Annotated in this window: 14 protein-coding genes; 1 reads left to right on the top strand and 13 read right to left on the bottom strand. The window is 69.3% G+C overall.

Annotated elements, in window-relative coordinates; all coding sequences use genetic code 11:
• Nucleotides 1-49: 49 nt before the first annotated feature.
• The 4 genes from OHA03_RS22705 to OHA03_RS22690 are packed head-to-tail and all read right to left on the bottom strand — an operon-like array spanning nt 50 to nt 2,911.
• Entirely contained in the window at nt 50-529 is a 480-nt protein-coding gene (locus tag OHA03_RS22705) for a GNAT family N-acetyltransferase (protein WP_267005632.1), read from the bottom strand.
• Nucleotides 526-1,467, bottom strand: a complete 942-nt coding sequence (locus OHA03_RS22700; RefSeq protein ID WP_267005631.1) for an RluA family pseudouridine synthase — start codon at nt 1,465-1,467, stop codon at nt 526-528. The genes OHA03_RS22705 and OHA03_RS22700 overlap by 4 nt, the downstream gene beginning before the upstream one ends.
• A 23-nt stretch (nt 1,468-1,490) precedes the next feature.
• Nucleotides 1,491-2,075, bottom strand: coding sequence for a signal peptidase II (lspA, locus tag OHA03_RS22695; protein ID WP_267005630.1), 585 nt, complete (start codon nt 2,073-2,075; stop codon nt 1,491-1,493).
• 59 nt (nt 2,076-2,134) lie between these two features.
• Nucleotides 2,135-2,911: a TraR/DksA C4-type zinc finger protein gene (locus tag OHA03_RS22690; protein ID WP_267005629.1), complete on the bottom strand. Its 777-nt coding sequence runs from the start codon at nt 2,909-2,911 to the stop codon at nt 2,135-2,137.
• A 538-nt stretch (nt 2,912-3,449) separates the two neighbouring features.
• On the opposite strand from OHA03_RS22690, the gene ileS reads away from it, so the two are divergent.
• Nucleotides 3,450-6,599, top strand: coding sequence for an isoleucine--tRNA ligase (ileS, locus tag OHA03_RS22685; protein ID WP_267005628.1), 3,150 nt, complete (start codon nt 3,450-3,452; stop codon nt 6,597-6,599).
• Between the two features lie 270 nt (nt 6,600-6,869).
• Here ileS and OHA03_RS22680 read toward each other — a convergent pair whose 3' ends face one another.
• The 9 genes from OHA03_RS22680 to ftsW all read right to left on the bottom strand — a co-directional run bounded on the left by OHA03_RS22680 (nt 6,870) and on the right by ftsW (nt 15,490).
• Nucleotides 6,870-7,985 (bottom strand): DivIVA domain-containing protein, encoded by a 1,116-nt coding sequence (locus OHA03_RS22680; protein WP_267005627.1) that lies wholly within the window; start codon nt 7,983-7,985, stop codon nt 6,870-6,872.
• Between the two features lie 49 nt (nt 7,986-8,034).
• A complete protein-coding gene (locus tag OHA03_RS22675) occupies nt 8,035-8,319 on the bottom strand; it encodes a YggT family protein (RefSeq protein WP_030919359.1) in 285 nt (94 codons plus the stop codon).
• A gap of 71 nt (nt 8,320-8,390) precedes the next feature.
• Nucleotides 8,391-9,008 carry a cell division protein SepF gene (locus OHA03_RS22670; RefSeq protein ID WP_266986668.1) on the bottom strand — a complete coding sequence of 206 codons (618 nt, stop codon included), beginning with the start codon at nt 9,006-9,008 and terminating at the stop codon, nt 8,391-8,393.
• A 125-nt stretch (nt 9,009-9,133) separates the two neighbouring features.
• The gene (locus tag OHA03_RS22665) at nt 9,134-9,853 is read right to left on the bottom strand and encodes a YggS family pyridoxal phosphate-dependent enzyme (RefSeq protein WP_267005626.1); all 720 of its coding nucleotides are present in this window, start codon (nt 9,851-9,853) and stop codon (nt 9,134-9,136) included.
• Between the two features lie 6 nt (nt 9,854-9,859).
• A complete protein-coding gene (gene pgeF, locus OHA03_RS22660; protein WP_267005625.1) occupies nt 9,860-10,597 on the bottom strand; it encodes a peptidoglycan editing factor PgeF in 738 nt (245 codons plus the stop codon).
• Between the two features lie 17 nt (nt 10,598-10,614).
• Nucleotides 10,615-11,826 (bottom strand): cell division protein FtsZ, encoded by a 1,212-nt coding sequence (gene ftsZ / locus OHA03_RS22655; protein ID WP_267005624.1) that lies wholly within the window; start codon nt 11,824-11,826, stop codon nt 10,615-10,617.
• A 276-nt stretch (nt 11,827-12,102) separates the two neighbouring features.
• A complete protein-coding gene (locus tag OHA03_RS22650) occupies nt 12,103-12,876 on the bottom strand; it encodes a cell division protein FtsQ/DivIB (protein ID WP_267005623.1) in 774 nt (257 codons plus the stop codon).
• 49 nt (nt 12,877-12,925) lie between these two features.
• Entirely contained in the window at nt 12,926-14,020 is a 1,095-nt protein-coding gene (gene murG, locus OHA03_RS22645) for an undecaprenyldiphospho-muramoylpentapeptide beta-N-acetylglucosaminyltransferase (RefSeq protein WP_267005622.1), read from the bottom strand.
• Nucleotides 14,021-14,026: 6 nt separating this feature from the next.
• A complete protein-coding gene (gene ftsW / locus OHA03_RS22640) occupies nt 14,027-15,490 on the bottom strand; it encodes a putative lipid II flippase FtsW (protein WP_267005621.1) in 1,464 nt (487 codons plus the stop codon).
• Between the last annotated feature and the right edge of the window lie 75 nt (nt 15,491-15,565).

Here is a 15,565-nt window from a genome sequence, read left to right as displayed (position 1 = left end):
CCGGGGTACCGTGCCGGTCCGGTCCGTACGACGGGGGCGGTGCCTGCTGTCAGAGAGTGCGGCGCATCGCCCGGTGGGCGATCCCCGCATCCGCGAACTCAGGGCCGTACGCCACATACCCGAGCCGCTCGTAGAAGCCGAGCGCGTGTGTCTGGGCATGCAGGTCCACGGCGACGAGACCGAGCCCGCGGGCCGCGTCCTCGATGGCCCCGACCAGCGCCACGCCGACCCCGAGACCGCGCGCCCGCTTGGCCACCGCGAGCCGGCCGAGCGAGCCGACGGTGAGGTCGCCACCTGTCTTGGCGGCCACCCCCGCACCGTGCAGCAGCCGTCCCGTACCGAGCACCGAACCGTCCGCCGCGACGGCGACGACATGCACCGCGTCCGCGTCGTAGGCGTCGTACTCGATCTCCTCGGGCACGTTCTGCTCGCCGACGAAGACCTCCTTGCGGACCTGGAAGCAGGCCGCGAGGTCGCTCTCGTCGACGGCTATACGGGTGGTGTACGGGGCCGGGGTGCCGGTGGTCATTCGCTCTCCGCCGCGATCTTGTCCAGCGCGTTCTGCAGGTCGTCCGGGTAGCTGCTGGCGAACTCCACCCAGCTGCCGTCCGCCGGGTGCTCGAAGCCGAGCCGGACCGCGTGCAGCCACTGCCTCGTCAGCCCGAGACGCTTGGCCATCGTCGGGTCGGCGCCGTAGGTCAGGTCACCCACGCAGGGGTGGCGGTGGGCGGCCATGTGCACGCGGATCTGGTGAGTGCGGCCGGTCTCCAGCTTGATGTCGAGGAGGCTGGCCGCCCGGTACGCCTCGATGAGGTCGTAATGCGTCACGGAGGGCTTGCCCTCGGCCGTGACCGCCCACTTGTAGTCGAGGTTGGGGTGACGCCCGATGGGGGCGTCGATCGTGCCGCTCATCGGGTCCGGATGGCCCTGGACCAGCGCGTGGTACTTCTTCTCGACGACGCGGTCGCGGAACTGGCCCTTCAGCAGCGTGTAGGCCCGCTCGGACTTGGCGACGACCATCAGGCCGGAGGTGCCGACGTCGAGACGGTGCACGATGCCCTGGCGCTCGGCGGCGCCGGACGTCGAGATCCGGTATCCGGCCGCGGCGAGACCGCCGATCACGGTGGTGCCGGTCCAGCCCGGGCTCGGGTGGGCGGCCACCCCGACGGGCTTCATGATCACGACTATGTCGTCGTCATCGTGCACGATCTCCATGCCGTCGACGGGCTCGGCGACGATCTGCACCGGAGCGGGCGCCTGCGGCATCTCCACTTCCAGCCAGGCGCCGCCCTGCACGCGCTCGGACTTCCCGACCACGGCTCCGTCCACCTGCACCTTCCCGGCAGCGGCCAGCTCGGCGGCCTTGGTGCGGGAGAAGCCGAACATCCGGGAAATGGCGGCGTCGACACGCTCGCCTTCCAGACCGTCGGGCACGGGCAGGGTGCGGACCTCGGGATACGTACTCACCTGTCGAGTATGCCTTGCCCCCGCTAGTCCTTGTGCACGGTGCCGTCGGGGTCCAGGCCCCTGAAGGAAAGGATCACGATCAGGATGCCGCCGCAGACGATGGCGGAGTCCGCCAGGTTGAAGACGGCGAAGTGCGCGGGGGCGATGAAGTCCACCACCGCGCCCTTGAAGACGCCGGGCGAGCGGAAGATCCGGTCGGTGAGGTTCCCGAGCGCTCCACCGAGCAGCAGACCGAGGGCGATGGCCCACGGCAGGCTGTAGAGCTTGCGGGCGAGCCTGGCGATGACCACGATCACAGTCGCCGCGATGACGGTGAAGATCACCGTGAATGCCTCGCCGATGCCGAACGCGGCGCCCGCGTTCCGGATCGCGTCGAACCGCAGCCAGTCGCCGAGGACCTCGACGGGCTCGTGGTGCTCCAGCTTCGCGACCACGATCATCTTGCTGATCAGGTCGAGCAGGTAGGCGAAGACGGCCACGGCGAAGAGCACCGTGATCTTCCGCTTGCTCTTGCCCCGGACCTCGCCCTGGACCTTGTCCCCGGCGCCCTCGGTCCCCTCAGCTCCAGGGATGTCCGGCGTACCGATGATGCGCTCCGCCTCTGCCACGTGAGTCCCTCAACCTAGGTTCCTGACCGAAGACGAGAGTACGACACGCCCCCCGTGGATCAGCCGCGGCGCTCCTGCTTCTGTTTGTCCTCGACGCAGAGAGTGGCCCGGGGGAACGCCTGCATGCGCGCCTTGCCGATCGGCTTGCCGCAGATCTCGCACAGTCCGTACGTCCCCGCGTCGAGCCGGGCCAGCGCCCGCTCGGTCTGCTCCAGCATCTCCGTGGCATTGGCGGCGAGCGCCATTTCGTGCTCACGGGTGATGTTCTTCGTGCCGGTGTCCGCCTCGTCGTCACCGGCTCCGTTGCCGGAGTCCCTCATCAACCCGGCGAGCGCGACCCCGGAGGCCTCCAGCTCACTGCGCAGCCGCATGATCTCGCTGGTCAGCTCGGCCCGCGCCTCCGAGACCTCGTCCGGCGTCCAGGGGTCCTCGCCCGGCCGTACGGCCAGTTCCCCGGGTGCCGTCGCGGCGGCCCGGGCGGGCGGTACGGGCGCCGCGCCCTTGCCGGCCGTGCGGGTCCGGGCTGCGCTCTTCTTGGCTACCACCGTGTGGGCTCCCGTCTCCTCGGCGGCCTCGGCCGCCCCCGTGTCCGCCGCAGCGGTCTTCTTCGAAGCCTTCTTGACCGCGCTCTTCTTCGCAGTGGCCTTCTTGGCCGGAGCCTTCTTCGCCACGGCCTTCTTCGCTGCCGACTTCTTGGTCGCCGCGCTCTTCGCCGCGGCCTTCCTCGGACCCGGATCCGCGGTCTGCGAGCCCGCCTCCTCGGTCGTCGCCTCGGCCGCCGCGCCCGTGGATCTCGCTGACGCCGATTTCTGTTCGGCGGTCTTCTTCGCCACCATGGCCGCGGCCCCTTCACATATTGTGATCTTGCACGCGAATCGTGCTGGGACGATAAATCGACCCCAGCCCGGCGGCAACGGGGCACGCCGCCGGATCGCCCCTCCTCGTGCCGGATCACCGCGCGCCTGAAACCGTTGTGCCCAGCTCCCCGCCCGGTAATCCGTCTCCCGGCCCCCGCCAGGACTCCGTACGACCCGTCGCGCCATTCGGGTCACGGTCGCGCCCCCTGGATAAACCGGTCGGCCGTCGCCCGTACGGGCCCGTACACTGGCCCCAGCGAGAGGCATGGATGGGACGAGTAGCGTCGTAGGCAGCCAGGAGCGACCCGGGGACGGTGAGAGCCCGGGGGCGAGCGCGTCGTGAAAATCACCCGGAGCCGTCGGAAGAACGCCGCAAGGCAAGTAGAACCGGCATCGCGACCCCAATGAGGGGGCCACGGGCACACACCCGGGGCCAAGGAGGGTGGTACCGCGGGAGCCGGCACGGTTCTCGTCCCTCCGACGGAAGTGGAAAACGTCCGCCGGAGGAATCTCGCCCATGACATCGCCGCAGTACCGCCAGGTACCCGCCCAGGTCGACCTTCCCGCGCTGGAGCACGCCGTGCTCGACTTCTGGCGCGAGAGCAAGGTCTTCGCCAAGAGCCTCGAACAGTCCGAGGGCCGCCCCGAGTGGGTCTTCTACGAGGGCCCGCCGACCGCCAACGGCATGCCCGGCGCCCACCACATCGAGGCCCGCGTCTTCAAGGACGTCTTCCCGCGCTTCCGCACCATGCAGGGCTACCACGTGGGCCGCAAGGCCGGCTGGGACTGCCACGGACTGCCGGTCGAGCTCGCGGTCGAGAAGGAGCTGGGCTTCAACGGCAAGAAGGACATCGAGGCGTACGGCATCGCCGAGTTCAACGCCAAGTGCCGCGAGTCCGTGACCCGCCACACCGACGCGTTCAGCGAGCTCACGACCCGAATGGGCTACTGGGTCGACCTGGACGACGCGTACCGCACGATGGACCCGTCGTACGTCGACTCCGTCTGGTGGTCCCTGAAGGAGATCTTCAACAAGGATCTGCTGGTCCAGGACCACCGCGTCGCCCCGTGGTGCCCGCGCTGCGGCACCGGTCTCTCGGACCACGAGCTGGCGCAGGGTTACGAGACGGTCGTCGACCCCTCGGTCTTCGTACGCTTCCCGCTGACATCCGGCCCGTTGGCCGGCGAGGCCGCGCTGCTGGTCTGGACGACCACCCCGTGGACACTCGTCTCCAACACCGCGGTCGCCGCGCACCCCGACGTCACATATGTCGTCGCGACCGACGGCGAGGAGAAGCTCGTCGTCGCCCAGCCCCTCCTGGAGAAGGCACTCGGCGAGGGCTGGGAGCTCACCGGCCAGTCGTTCACCGGCCGCGAGATGGAGCGCTGGACGTACGAGCGCCCGTTCGCCCTCGTGGACTTCCCGGCCCCGGCGCACTACGTCGTCAACGCCGAGTACGTGACGACCGAGGACGGTACGGGTCTGGTCCACCAGTCCCCCGCGTTCGGTGAGGACGACCTCAAGGTCTGCCGCGCCTACGGCCTGCCGGTCGTGAACCCGGTCCGCCCCGACGGCACCTTCGAGGAGAACCTGCCGCTGGTCGGCGGCACCTTCTTCAAGAAGGCCGACGAGGCGCTCACCGAGGACCTGGCCGCCCGCGGCAAACTCTTCCGCCACGTCCCGTACGAGCACAGCTACCCGCACTGCTGGCGCTGCCACACCGCGCTGCTCTACTACGCGCAGCCGTCCTGGTACATCCGTACGACCGCCATCAAGGACCGGCTCCTCGAAGAGAACGAGAAGACCAACTGGTTCCCGGACTCGGTCAAGAACGGCCGCTTCGGCGACTGGCTGAACAACAACGTCGACTGGGCGCTGTCCCGCAACCGCTACTGGGGTACCCCGCTCCCCATCTGGCGCTGCGAGGACAACCACCTCACCTGCGTCGGCTCCCGCGCCGAGCTCACCGACCTCACCGGCGCCGACCAGTCGGACCTGGACCCGCACCGTCCGTTCATCGACGCGATCACATTCACCTGCACGCACGAGAACTGCCAGCTGGAGGCGTACCGCGTCCCGGAGGTCATCGACGCCTGGTACGACTCGGGTTCGATGCCGTTCGCGCAGTGGGGCTACCCGTACAAGAACAAGGAGCTCTTCGAGAGCCGCTACCCGGCGCAGTTCATCTCCGAGGCCATCGACCAGACCCGCGGCTGGTTCTACACGCTGATGGCCGTCGGCACGCTGGTCTTCGACAAGTCGTCGTACGAGAACGTGGTGTGCCTGGGCCACATCCTCGCCGAGGACGGCCGCAAGATGTCCAAGCACCTGGGCAACATCCTCCAGCCGATCCCGCTGATGGACCAGCACGGCGCGGACGCGGTCCGCTGGTTCATGGCGGCGGGCGGCTCCCCCTGGGCGGCGCGACGCGTGGGCCACGGCACGATCCAGGAGGTCGTGCGCAAGACCCTCCTCACGTACTGGAACACGGTCGCCTTCCAGGCCCTGTACGCCCGTACGTCGAACTGGGCGCCGTCCGCGGCCGACCCGGCCCCGGCGGACCGCACGGTCCTGGACCGCTGGCTGCTCAGCGAGCTGAACGCACTGGTGGACCAGGTCACGCAGGCACTGGAGGGCTACGACACCCAGCGTGCCGGCAAGCTCCTCTCCGCGTTCGTGGACGACCTGTCCAACTGGTACGTGCGCCGCTCCCGTCGCCGCTTCTGGCAGGGCGACAAGGCGGCGCTGCGCACCCTGCACGAGGTCGTCGAGACGGTCACCCGGCTGATGGCCCCGCTGACCCCGTTCCTCACCGAGCGGGTCTGGCAGGACCTGGTCGTCCCGGTCACCGTGGACGCCCCCGAGTCGGTCCACCTCTCCAGCTGGCCGAAGGCGGACCTCACGGCCATCGACCCGGCCCTCTCCACCCAGATGGCGCTGGTACGCCGCCTGGTCGAGCTCGGCCGGGCCACGCGCGCGGAGTCGGGCGTCAAGACCCGCCAGCCGCTCTCCCGGGCGCTGGTCGCGGCGGCGGGCTTCGACGCGCTCTCCCCCGACCTGCACGCCCAGATCACCGAGGAGCTGAACGTCTCCTCGCTGGCCTCCCTCTCGGAGGTCGGCGGCTCGCTGGTCGACACGACGGCGAAGGCGAACTTCCGGGCGCTGGGCAAGCGGTTCGGCAAGGGCGTCCAGGCGGTCGCGAAGGCCGTGGCGAACGCCGACGCGGCGGCACTCTCGCTGGCCCTGCGCGAGGGCACGGCGTCGGTCGAGGTGGACGGCGAGCAGGTCACCCTCTCCCCCGACGAGGTGATCATCACCGAGACGCCGCGCGAGGGCTGGTCGGTGGCGTCCGACTCGGGCGCGACGGTCGCTCTGGACCTGGAGATCACCCCGGAGCTGCGGCGCGCGGGGCTGGCCCGTGACGCGATCCGGCTGATCCAGGAGGCCCGCAAGAACAGCGGCCTGGACGTCGCGGACCGCATCGCCGTCCGCTGGACGTCCACGTCGCCGGCGACGGTGGAGGCCCTGACCGAGCATGCGCCGCTGATCGCGGACGAGGTGCTGGCGCTCGACTACGCGGAGGGCGAGGCGGACGAGGCGTACGGCGCCCCGTTCGAGGACGAGGGCCTGTCCCTCACGTTCCGCCTCCGCAAGACGGAGCAGTAACCCGCACCGGAGCAGGGGGCCCGGCCGGAAACATTCCGGCCGGGCCTTTTTGCTGCTCCGCAATCGCCGGAGGGGCCGGCTCCTCAGGCTCGTCGGCGACTGCGGCGCGCGGTCCGGGGCGGGTAACGCGACGGGGCGGGGACAAGGATCGCCGCAGGCGTACCCGCACCCCCATCCGCTGCACACGGAAAAAGGGCCGGGCCCCGGGGAAATCTCCGGGGCCCGGCCCTCAGCCTGCCGACGGCTACGCGCTCAGCGCGCGCGAGCCGCTCAGTTGTCGTCCTCGTCGATAAGGAACCCACGCATCGGCGACGGCGCCTGCTGCATCGGCTGCGGCGCCTGCGGCCGCACCGGTGCCATCGGCTGGGTCATGGCCGGCGACATCTGCTGCTGGCCACCGTACGACGGTCCGGCGCCCATGGACGGGTTGCCGCCCATCTGCGGGCCACCGTGACCACCGTGGTTGCCACCCATGGTGTGTCCCATGGCACCGGCCGGAGCCAGCGAGGGCGACGGCGGCAGCGAAGCGGCAGCCGGGGTCCGCGGCGGGGCCAGCGAGTCGTCGGCCTGGGTCTCCAGCTGACGCAGCTGGCTCTCCAGGTAGGACTTCAGCCTGGTCCGGTACTCGCGCTCGAAGCCGCGCAGGTCCTCGACCTTGCGCTCCAGCGTCGCGCGGGCCGACTCCAGCGAGCCCATCGCCACGCGGTGCTTCTCCTGCGCGTCCCGCTCCAGTGCGTCCGCCTTGGCACGCGCGTCGCGCTCCAGGCCCTCGGCACGGCTCCGCGCCTCGCCGACGATCTTGTTGGCCTCGGAACGGGCCTCCGCGATCGCCTGGTCGGCTGTCTGCTGTGCGAGCGAAAGGACACGGGCGGCGCTGTCGCCACCGGGTCCCTGACCGGGCTGCTGCATCTGCGGCGGCTGCATCTGCTGCATCTGCTGCATCTGCTGCGGCGCGTGACCCATGGGACCGCCCATGGGGCCGCCCTGCATCGGGCCGGGGCCGTGCTGACCCTGAGGGCCGGGGCCGTGCTGACCCGGACCGTGACCGCTGGGACCGGCGGGCAGCTGCGGAGCACCACCGGGCAGCTGGGGGGGACCCATCTGCGGGGGCTGCTGCTGGACCGGCGGACCCGATATGGCGGCGGGCACGGGTGCCCCGGGCCGGTCCTGCGGCTCCGGCTTCCGCATGCCCTGCTGCTGGTTCTGCGCGGCGGCACGCGTGGCGGCGGCCAGCTTGGCGCGCAGGTCCTCGTTCTCACGGAGCAGGCGGGTCAGCTCGGACTCGACCTCGTCCAGGAAGGCATCGACCTCGTCCTCGTCATAGCCTTCTCGGAGACGGACGGTCGTGAACTGCTTGTTCCGCACGTCCTCGGGGGTCAGCGGCATCTCTTCTTCACCTCTACGTAGTCGTCGGCAGTCGGCAAGACCGTATCGTTCACAGCCTGGTCACAATCGCGATCAGGATGTAGACGATGATCATCAGAACGAAGAAGGACAGGTCGAGTGCCACGCCCCCGAGACGCAGCGGCGGAATGAACCGCCGCAGAAGCTTGAGCGGTGGATCGGTGACAGTGTAGGTGGCCTCAAGAAGCACCACCATCGGCTTGCCGGGCTGCCATGAACGTGCGAACTGGAAGACGTAGTCCATGACCAGCCGGAAGATCAGCACGATGAGGAAACACATCAGCGCGATATAGACAACCTGCAGTGCGACGCCCATTTCGCGCTTCCCTCTCCCCTGGCTCTCGTAGCTCCGGCCTCACGGCCGGGGTCGTTCCCGGTGTCGTGTTCTCAGCTCTGGTTGAAGAATCCGCCCTCAGCGATGCGGGCCTTGTCCTCCGCCGTGACATCGACGTTAGCAGGCGACAACAGGAACACCTTCTGCGTCACCCGTTCAATGCTGCCATGGAGACCGAAGACAAGTCCTGCCGCAAAGTCGACAAGTCGCTTCGCGTCCGTATCGTCCATCTCCGTGAGATTCATGATCACCGGAGTGCCCTCACGGAAGTGTTCCCCGATGGTACGGGCCTCGTTGTAGGTCCGGGGGTGCAGCGTGGTGATCCGGTAGGGCTCCCGCTCGGACACGACCTTGGGCATGATCACCGGTGCGTTCTTCTCCATGTTGGGGCGTTCAGGTGTGATGGATGCCACGGGCGCGATTCGGGCGGGTCGCACGCTCTCCGCCGAGATCTGGACGGGCTCCCGCTGCGCGGGGGGCTGCACCACTCGTACCGGTTCGTCCCGCTCGCGGTCCCGCTCCACCTGATGCGCGGGCTGGTGCCGCCGCCGGTCACGCTCCGGCTCCGGCTCGGGTTCGAATTCGTCGTCGGGGTCGAACCCCGGACCGTCGTACCCATCGTCCTCCACGAGGCCGAGGTAGACCGCCATCTTGCGCATCGCGCCGGCCATGCTCTGAGTCCTCCGCTCTGTGGTGGATCGGAACCTGTCACCAAGTGCCCGCGATCCACTCAGGCCTGCCCGCCAAAGGCGGGAATGACCATATTTTCTGCTGTGGTCCGACTTGCTTGGCGACGTTACCCGAGCCCGGGTCGGACTCCGAGTACCGCAGTACCGACGCGCACATGTGTCGCTCCGGCCGCAACCGCTTCCTCGAGGTCCGCGCTCATCCCTGCAGAGACCATGTTCGCAGCCGGATGGTTCCCGCGCAGGCGGGATGAGAATTCCATCAGCCGGTCGAATGCCGCGCGTTGCCGCCCGGCGTACGGTCCGGCGAGCGGGGCCACGGTCATCAGACCGTCGAGCCGGAGCCCCGGAGCGGCGGCCACCGCGTCGGCCAACTCCTCGATCCCGTCCGGCGCGACGCCGCCCCGGTCACCGCGCCCGCCGCTCTCCGCGTCGAGGGCGACCTGGATGAGACACCCGAGTTCACGCCCGCCACGCACGGCGGCGGCCGAGAGGGCCGTGACCAACTTGGTCCGGTCGACCGACTGCACGACATCGGCATAACTCGCCACAGAACGAACCTTGTTCGTCTGCAGTTGTCCGACAAAGTGCCATGTGAGCGACAGATCCGCACAAGCGGCTGCCTTGGGTGCCGCGTCCTGGTCACGATTCTCCGCGACATGACGCACACCGAGTTCATGCAGGATCCGCACATCGCTCGCGGGATAGGTCTTCGTGACCACGACGAGGGTCACTTCTTCCCTTTTGCGACCGGCGGCGACACAGGCGGAAGCAATACGTTGCTCCACCTGTGCCAGATTTTCAGCGAGTTGGGTTCTACGGTCCGTCATGCCCTATCAGTCCAACCAGACATATCCGGCGAGCCGCCCGGTGGTGCGGTCGCGGCGGTACGAGAAGTGGTCGCCCGATTCCAGGGTGCAGGCAGGCGACTTGTGCCGGTCCCGCACCCCTAGGGCTTCGAGTTGGGCATGGACCCCGGCGGTGACATCCACGGCCGGCGTCCCCCAACTGGTCTCGGACCACGATCCGGGAACCGCCTCGGCGACCTCGGACCGCATTGCCGCCGGGACTTCGTAACACCGTCCGCAGACGGCCGGGCCGGTGTGCGCGGTAATTCGGGAGGGCTTCGCGCCGAGCGCCACCATGGCCTCGACCACCGCGGGAACGACTCCGGCGACCAGACCGGGGCGGCCGGCGTGTGCCGCTGCCGCGATCCCGGCGACCGGGTCGGCGAGGAGTACGGGGGTGCAGTCGGCGGTGAGCACAGCGAGCGGGAGTCCGCGTCGCGCGGTCACCACCGCGTCCACCGCGGGAATCTCGGAACCGTCCGGCCAGGGTCCGTCGACCACCGCCACGTCCCGCCCGTGCACCTGGTTCATCCAGACGACCTGTGCCGGGTCGAGACCGAGGCCTCGGGCGGCGCGCTCGCGATTGGCGAGAACGGCGGCGGAGTCGTCCCCGACCGCGCCGCCGAGGTTGAGCTCCCCGTACGGAGCGGCGCTCACCCCACCCCACCTGTCGGTGAAGGCGAAGTGAGCGCCACCCCCCGAGGACACGGAGGACACTGCGGTCACTGCGTGGTGCCGGCCTATCACTTCAAGAAGTCCGGAACATCCAGCTCTTCGGCCTGGGTGTCCTGGTAGGAGGGACGGGCCGGCGGGACGTGCGGCTGGGAGACCGGCGACATCGAGCTCTCGTTCGCCACCGGCACGGACTCGGCCGGGGCCTCCTCGCGCACGGGCACGGAACCGAGCCCGCCGGACTGGCGCACCGGCTCGGCGGACCGGACCGGCGGAGCCTGCTCCTCGCGCTTGCCGGCACCCGCACCGAGGACGTTCTCGCGACGCGCCGGCGGCTGTCCGCCGTCGAAGCCCGCAGCGATCACGGTGACCCGCACCTCGTCGCCCAGTGCGTCGTCGATGACCGCACCGAAGATGATGTTCGCCTCCGGGTGGGCCGCCTCACTCACCAGCTGGGCGGCCTCGTTGATCTCGAAGAGACCGAGGTCGCTGCCGCCGGAGATGGAGAGCAGGACACCACGGGCGCCGTCGATGGACGCCTCCAGGAGCGGCGAGGAGATCGCCATCTCGGCCGCGGCCACCGCGCGGTCGTCACCGCGGGCCGAGCCGATGCCCATGAGCGCCGATCCGGCCTCGGACATGACCGACTTGACGTCGGCGAAGTCGAGGTTGATCAGACCCGGGGTGGTGATGAGGTCGGTGATGCCCTGGACACCCGAGAGCAGTACCTGGTCGGCCGACTTGAACGCGTCGAGCACGCTGACCTGACGGTCCGAGATGGACAGCAGTCGGTCGTTGGGAATGACGATGAGGGTGTCGACCTCTTCGCGGAGCTCGGCGATGCCGTCCTCCGCCTGGTTCGCGCGACGCCGGCCCTCGAAGGTGAACGGGCGGGTGACCACACCGATCGTGAGGGCGCCGAGCGAGCGAGCGATGTTGGCGACGACGGGCGCGCCGCCGGTGCCGGTGCCGCCGCCTTCTCCGGCGGTGACGAAGACCATGTCGGCCCCCTTGAGGACCTCCTCGATCTCCTCACGGTGGTCCTCTGCCGCTTTACGACCGACGGCCGGGTTGGCCCCGGCGCCGAGGCCGCGGGTGAGTTCACGGCCGACGTCGAGCTTGACGTCGGCGTCGCTCATCAACAGGGCTTGCGCATCAGTGTTGATCGCGATGAACTCGACGCCCTTGAGACCGACCTCGATCATTCGGTTGATGGCATTGACACCACCGCCGCCGACACCGATGACCTTGATGACTGCGAGGTAGTTCTGCGGTGCTGCCACGTCGAAGGCCTCTCGCCTCGAGTTACGTGTCGTCGCTTCGCGGATCTCCCGCGGCGACGACTGATGCCGATTGGGGCGGTCCGAACGCCGACCCAAACCCTAACGTTGAAGTTTAGGGTTACCAGTGTGTCTGCTTCTTGGACTCTTCCGAACAGGACACTAAGTCGACAAGTGGCGCACGTTCAACGAACACGCCGAACCTCCCGTTTTTCTTTTCACCCTATGTGATCACCCGTAGCGCTGACCAACCAGGGTGCTGGCCAGGCCAAATGCGCGTCAACTGCCCGACACCGCGGGAGCGGTGGGTGCACTCAGGTCGAAGTGTCCCGCTTTGGGAGCCGCTTTCATGAGAGCGGTGAGGACTCTTGCCTTCACCGGCCCCTCTTCGCCGCTGCCCCAGACCACCGTGCGGTCACCGGTCAGCTCCAAGGAGATCGAATCGTACGAGGTGACCCGCACGACCCGGGTGTCCTTGGCGACTGCAACGGGGAGTTCGCCCGCGACCCGGACCGCTTCCCGCACCAGCCGGCCGCTGCCGAAGCGGCGCAGACTCGCCGACTGATCGGGGGTCAGTTCGAGCAGCGGTACGCGCTTCGGCGCCCTGTCCACCGTGGCGAAACGGACACCTTCCACGTCCACTTCAATGAACTTTGTGTCCTTTTTCATCAACAGGACCGGTTTGCGTTCGGTCACTTTAAGTCCGATGCCGTGCGGCCATGACCGTACGACATCCACCGAGTCGATACGAGGCAACTTCTGGCGCAACCGGTCCGCGATGGCGTCCGTGTCCACGGAGACCATCGGGGCCCCGATCGGCACCGCGGCGGCGGCCTCCACCTCGGCCGGGGTCAGTACGTCGACACCGGTGGTCGTGACCTGTTCGGCCCGGAACCAGGACGAGCCGTAGAGCGCCCAGACGGACCCTGAAACGAGCAGCAGGACGCCGACGGTGATCACGGTCAGCAGTCTGCGCCTGGTGGGGCGCGGTGGGCGGGCCGGTTCGTCCTGCTGCTGCCCTGTACCGCGCCGGGCGGTCGTCGGTCCGGCCACGCTCGCTCCTTATGCCGGGTCCGGGGGATCGCCCCCGGACCCGCCCGCCTCACGCGTTGCGGCGTGCGGCAATCGCCTCGTACACCATGCCGACGAGCAGGTCGTCGGCATCCCTGCGGCCGAACTCGGCGGCGGCGCGGGACATTTCATACAAACGGTGTGGATCCGCAAGTACCGGGAGGACATTGCTCTGCACCCACTCGGGGGTGAGCGCCGCGTCGTCCACCAGCAGACCGCCGCCGGCGTTGACCACCGGCTGGGCGTTGAGCCGCTGTTCGCCGTTGCCGATCGGCAGCGGGACGTAGGCGGCGGGCAGCCCGACGGCGGAGAGTTCGGCGACGGTCATCGCGCCCGCGCGGCAGAGCATCATGTCGGCCGCGGCGTACGCGAGATCCATCCGGTCCACGTACGGTACCGGGACGTAGGGCGGCATCCCGGGCATGTTGTCGATACGCGGCAGTTCGTTCTTCGGGCCGACCACGTGCAGGATCTGGATCCCGGAGCGCTGCAGCAGCGGGGCGACCCGCTGGATCACCTCGTTGAGGTGGCGGGCGCCCTGCGAACCGCCGGAGACCAGCAGCGTCGGCAGGTTGGGGTCGAGGCCGAACGCGTCGCGCGCCTCCGGGCGGACCCGGGCCCGGTCCAGAGTGGCGATGGTGCGGCGCAGCGGGATTCCGATGTAGCGGGCACCGCGCAGCTTGCTGTCCGGGGTGGACACGGCGACCCCGTGTGCGTACCGGGAACCGATCTTGTTGGCCAGGCCCGGCCGGGCGTTCGCCTCATGGACGACGATCGGCACCCCGGCCCGCTTGGCGGCCAGGTAGCCGGGCAGGGCGACATAGCCGCCGAAGCCGACGACGCAGTCCGCCTTGGTGCGCTCCAGGATCTGCTCGGCGGCCTTGATGGTGCCGCGCAGCCGCCCCGGGACAGTGATCAGTTCAGGGGTGGGCTTGCGCGGCAGCGGAACGGCCGGGATCAGCGCCAGTTCGTACCCCCGCTCGGGTACGAGCCTGGTCTCGAGTCCGCGCTCCGTGCCCAGGGCAGTGATTCCCACGCTCGGGTCCTGCCTGCGCAGGGCATCCGCGAGGGCAAGCGCGGGCTCGATGTGGCCGGCGGTCCCCCCACCGGCGAGTACGACATGCACCGAAATTCACCGCTCTCCGGACGGACGCTTCTTGACGCGCCGTCTCATCGTCTTCCATCTCACCCCGGGCCTCCGCATGGCCAGGGCCGCCTTCGCGGCGGGTTCCTCCCGCGCGAACGCGATCAGCAGCCCGACAGCGAACATGGTCGGCAGCAGGGCCGATCCTCCGTAGGAGAACAGCGGGAGAGGGACCCCGGCGATCGGCAGCAGGCCGAGCACCGCACCGATATTGATCACGGCCTGGACCGTGATCCAGGTGGTCACACCTCCCGCGGCGTACCTCACGAAGGGGTCCTCCGTGCGTCCGGCCACGCGGATACCCGCATAGCCTAGAGCCGCGAAGAGGGCGAGCACCGACAGCGTCCCCGCCAACCCCAGTTCCTCCCCGGTGATGGCGAAGATGAAGTCGGTGTGAGGTTCGGGCAGTTGGCCCCATTTTTCCACACTCGCACCCAGCCCGGATCCGAACAATCCGCCGGACGCCAGAGCATAGATGCCGTGCACGGCCTGCCAGCACGAGCCGTCGGGACCGGGTTCGCTGACCCCCATGCAGCTGAGGCGTGACATCCGGTTCGGACTGGTCTTGATCAGCAGGAAGGCAAGGACTCCCGCGACGGCGAGCACCCCGGCGAAGAGCCGGGTCGGCGCCCCGGCCAGCCAGAGCAGGCCGAAGAGGATCGCGGTGAGAATGATCGCAGTTCCCATGTCACCGCCGAGCATGATCAGCCCGAGGAGCATGAAGGCGACCGGGACGAGGGGCACCAGCATGTGCTTCCACTGTGTCAGCAGCCGCCTGTCCTGTTTGCGGGCGAGCAGATCGGCGCTCCAGAGGATCAGGGCCAGCTTGCCGAACTCGCTGGGCTGGAGCTGGAAGGGGCCGCCCAGATAGAGCCAGTTCTGGTTGCCATTGACCGACATCCCTATCCCCGGTACCTGGACCAGCACCATCAGGAAGACCGTACCCATGAGCAGCGGGTAGGCGAGCGCCCGGTGGAGCTTGACGGGCATCCGGGAGGCGATCACCAGCAGCGTGGAGCCGATGACGGCGGCGAGGAACTGTTTACGGAAGAAATACGTGCCGGGCTTGTCCAGCTCCAGCGCCTTGATCATCGAGGCGGAGTAGACCATCACCAGGCCGAGCACGGTGATCAGCAGGCCGGCGCCGAGGATCAGGTAGTACGCGGTCAGCGGGCGGTCCCAGGCACGGCGTGCCTGCTCGTACATCCGCCGCACACCACTGCTTCTGCGGGGGGTGCGCGGGCCGGAGCCGTCGTGGCCCCTGGAGCGCGGTACCGCGGGCCGCCGCCCGGCCCCCGCCGCCAGCCTGCCGCGCAGAGCGAGGCCGGCAGGCGCCGGGGGCCCTGCCGGGCGGGCGGAGACCAGGAGGGGCGGGGCGAACGCCCGGCTGATCGCCGCGGTCGCCCGTGAGCGGCCTGTGCCGCGCGCGGCGGAGCTCTCGTCGGCCGGCATTGTCGCTGTCCCCTCCACTGCTCGTGCCCGGGGCTGCTGCCGAAGGCCGGGGCACGCGGCGGAGCCGCCCCTACC

This window comes from Streptomyces sp. NBC_00154 (assembly GCF_026342835.1).
In the GTDB taxonomy this organism is placed as follows: Bacteria; Actinomycetota; Actinomycetes; order Streptomycetales; family Streptomycetaceae; genus Streptomyces.
This window is presented reverse-complemented; position numbering and strand designations above follow the sequence as displayed.

Excerpts from the sequence above, each read along its gene's own strand:
- OHA03_RS22705 (WP_267005632.1), bottom strand. The coding sequence starts at position 529 with ATGACCACCGGCACCCCGGCCCCGTACACCACCCGTATAGCCGTCGAC.
- OHA03_RS22690 (WP_267005629.1), bottom strand. The coding sequence starts at position 2,911 with ATGGTGGCGAAGAAGACCGCCGAACAGAAATCGGCGTCAGCGAGATCC.
- ileS (WP_267005628.1), top strand. The coding sequence starts at position 3,450 with ATGACATCGCCGCAGTACCGCCAGGTACCCGCCCAGGTCGACCTTCCC.
- OHA03_RS22680 (WP_267005627.1), bottom strand. The coding sequence starts at position 7,985 with ATGCCGCTGACCCCCGAGGACGTGCGGAACAAGCAGTTCACGACCGTC.
- OHA03_RS22675 (WP_030919359.1), bottom strand. The coding sequence starts at position 8,319 with ATGGGCGTCGCACTGCAGGTTGTCTATATCGCGCTGATGTGTTTCCTC.
- OHA03_RS22670 (WP_266986668.1), bottom strand. The coding sequence starts at position 9,008 with ATGGCCGGCGCGATGCGCAAGATGGCGGTCTACCTCGGCCTCGTGGAG.
- OHA03_RS22665 (WP_267005626.1), bottom strand. The coding sequence starts at position 9,853 with ATGACGGACCGTAGAACCCAACTCGCTGAAAATCTGGCACAGGTGGAG.
- ftsW (WP_267005621.1), bottom strand. The coding sequence starts at position 15,490 with ATGCCGGCCGACGAGAGCTCCGCCGCGCGCGGCACAGGCCGCTCACGG.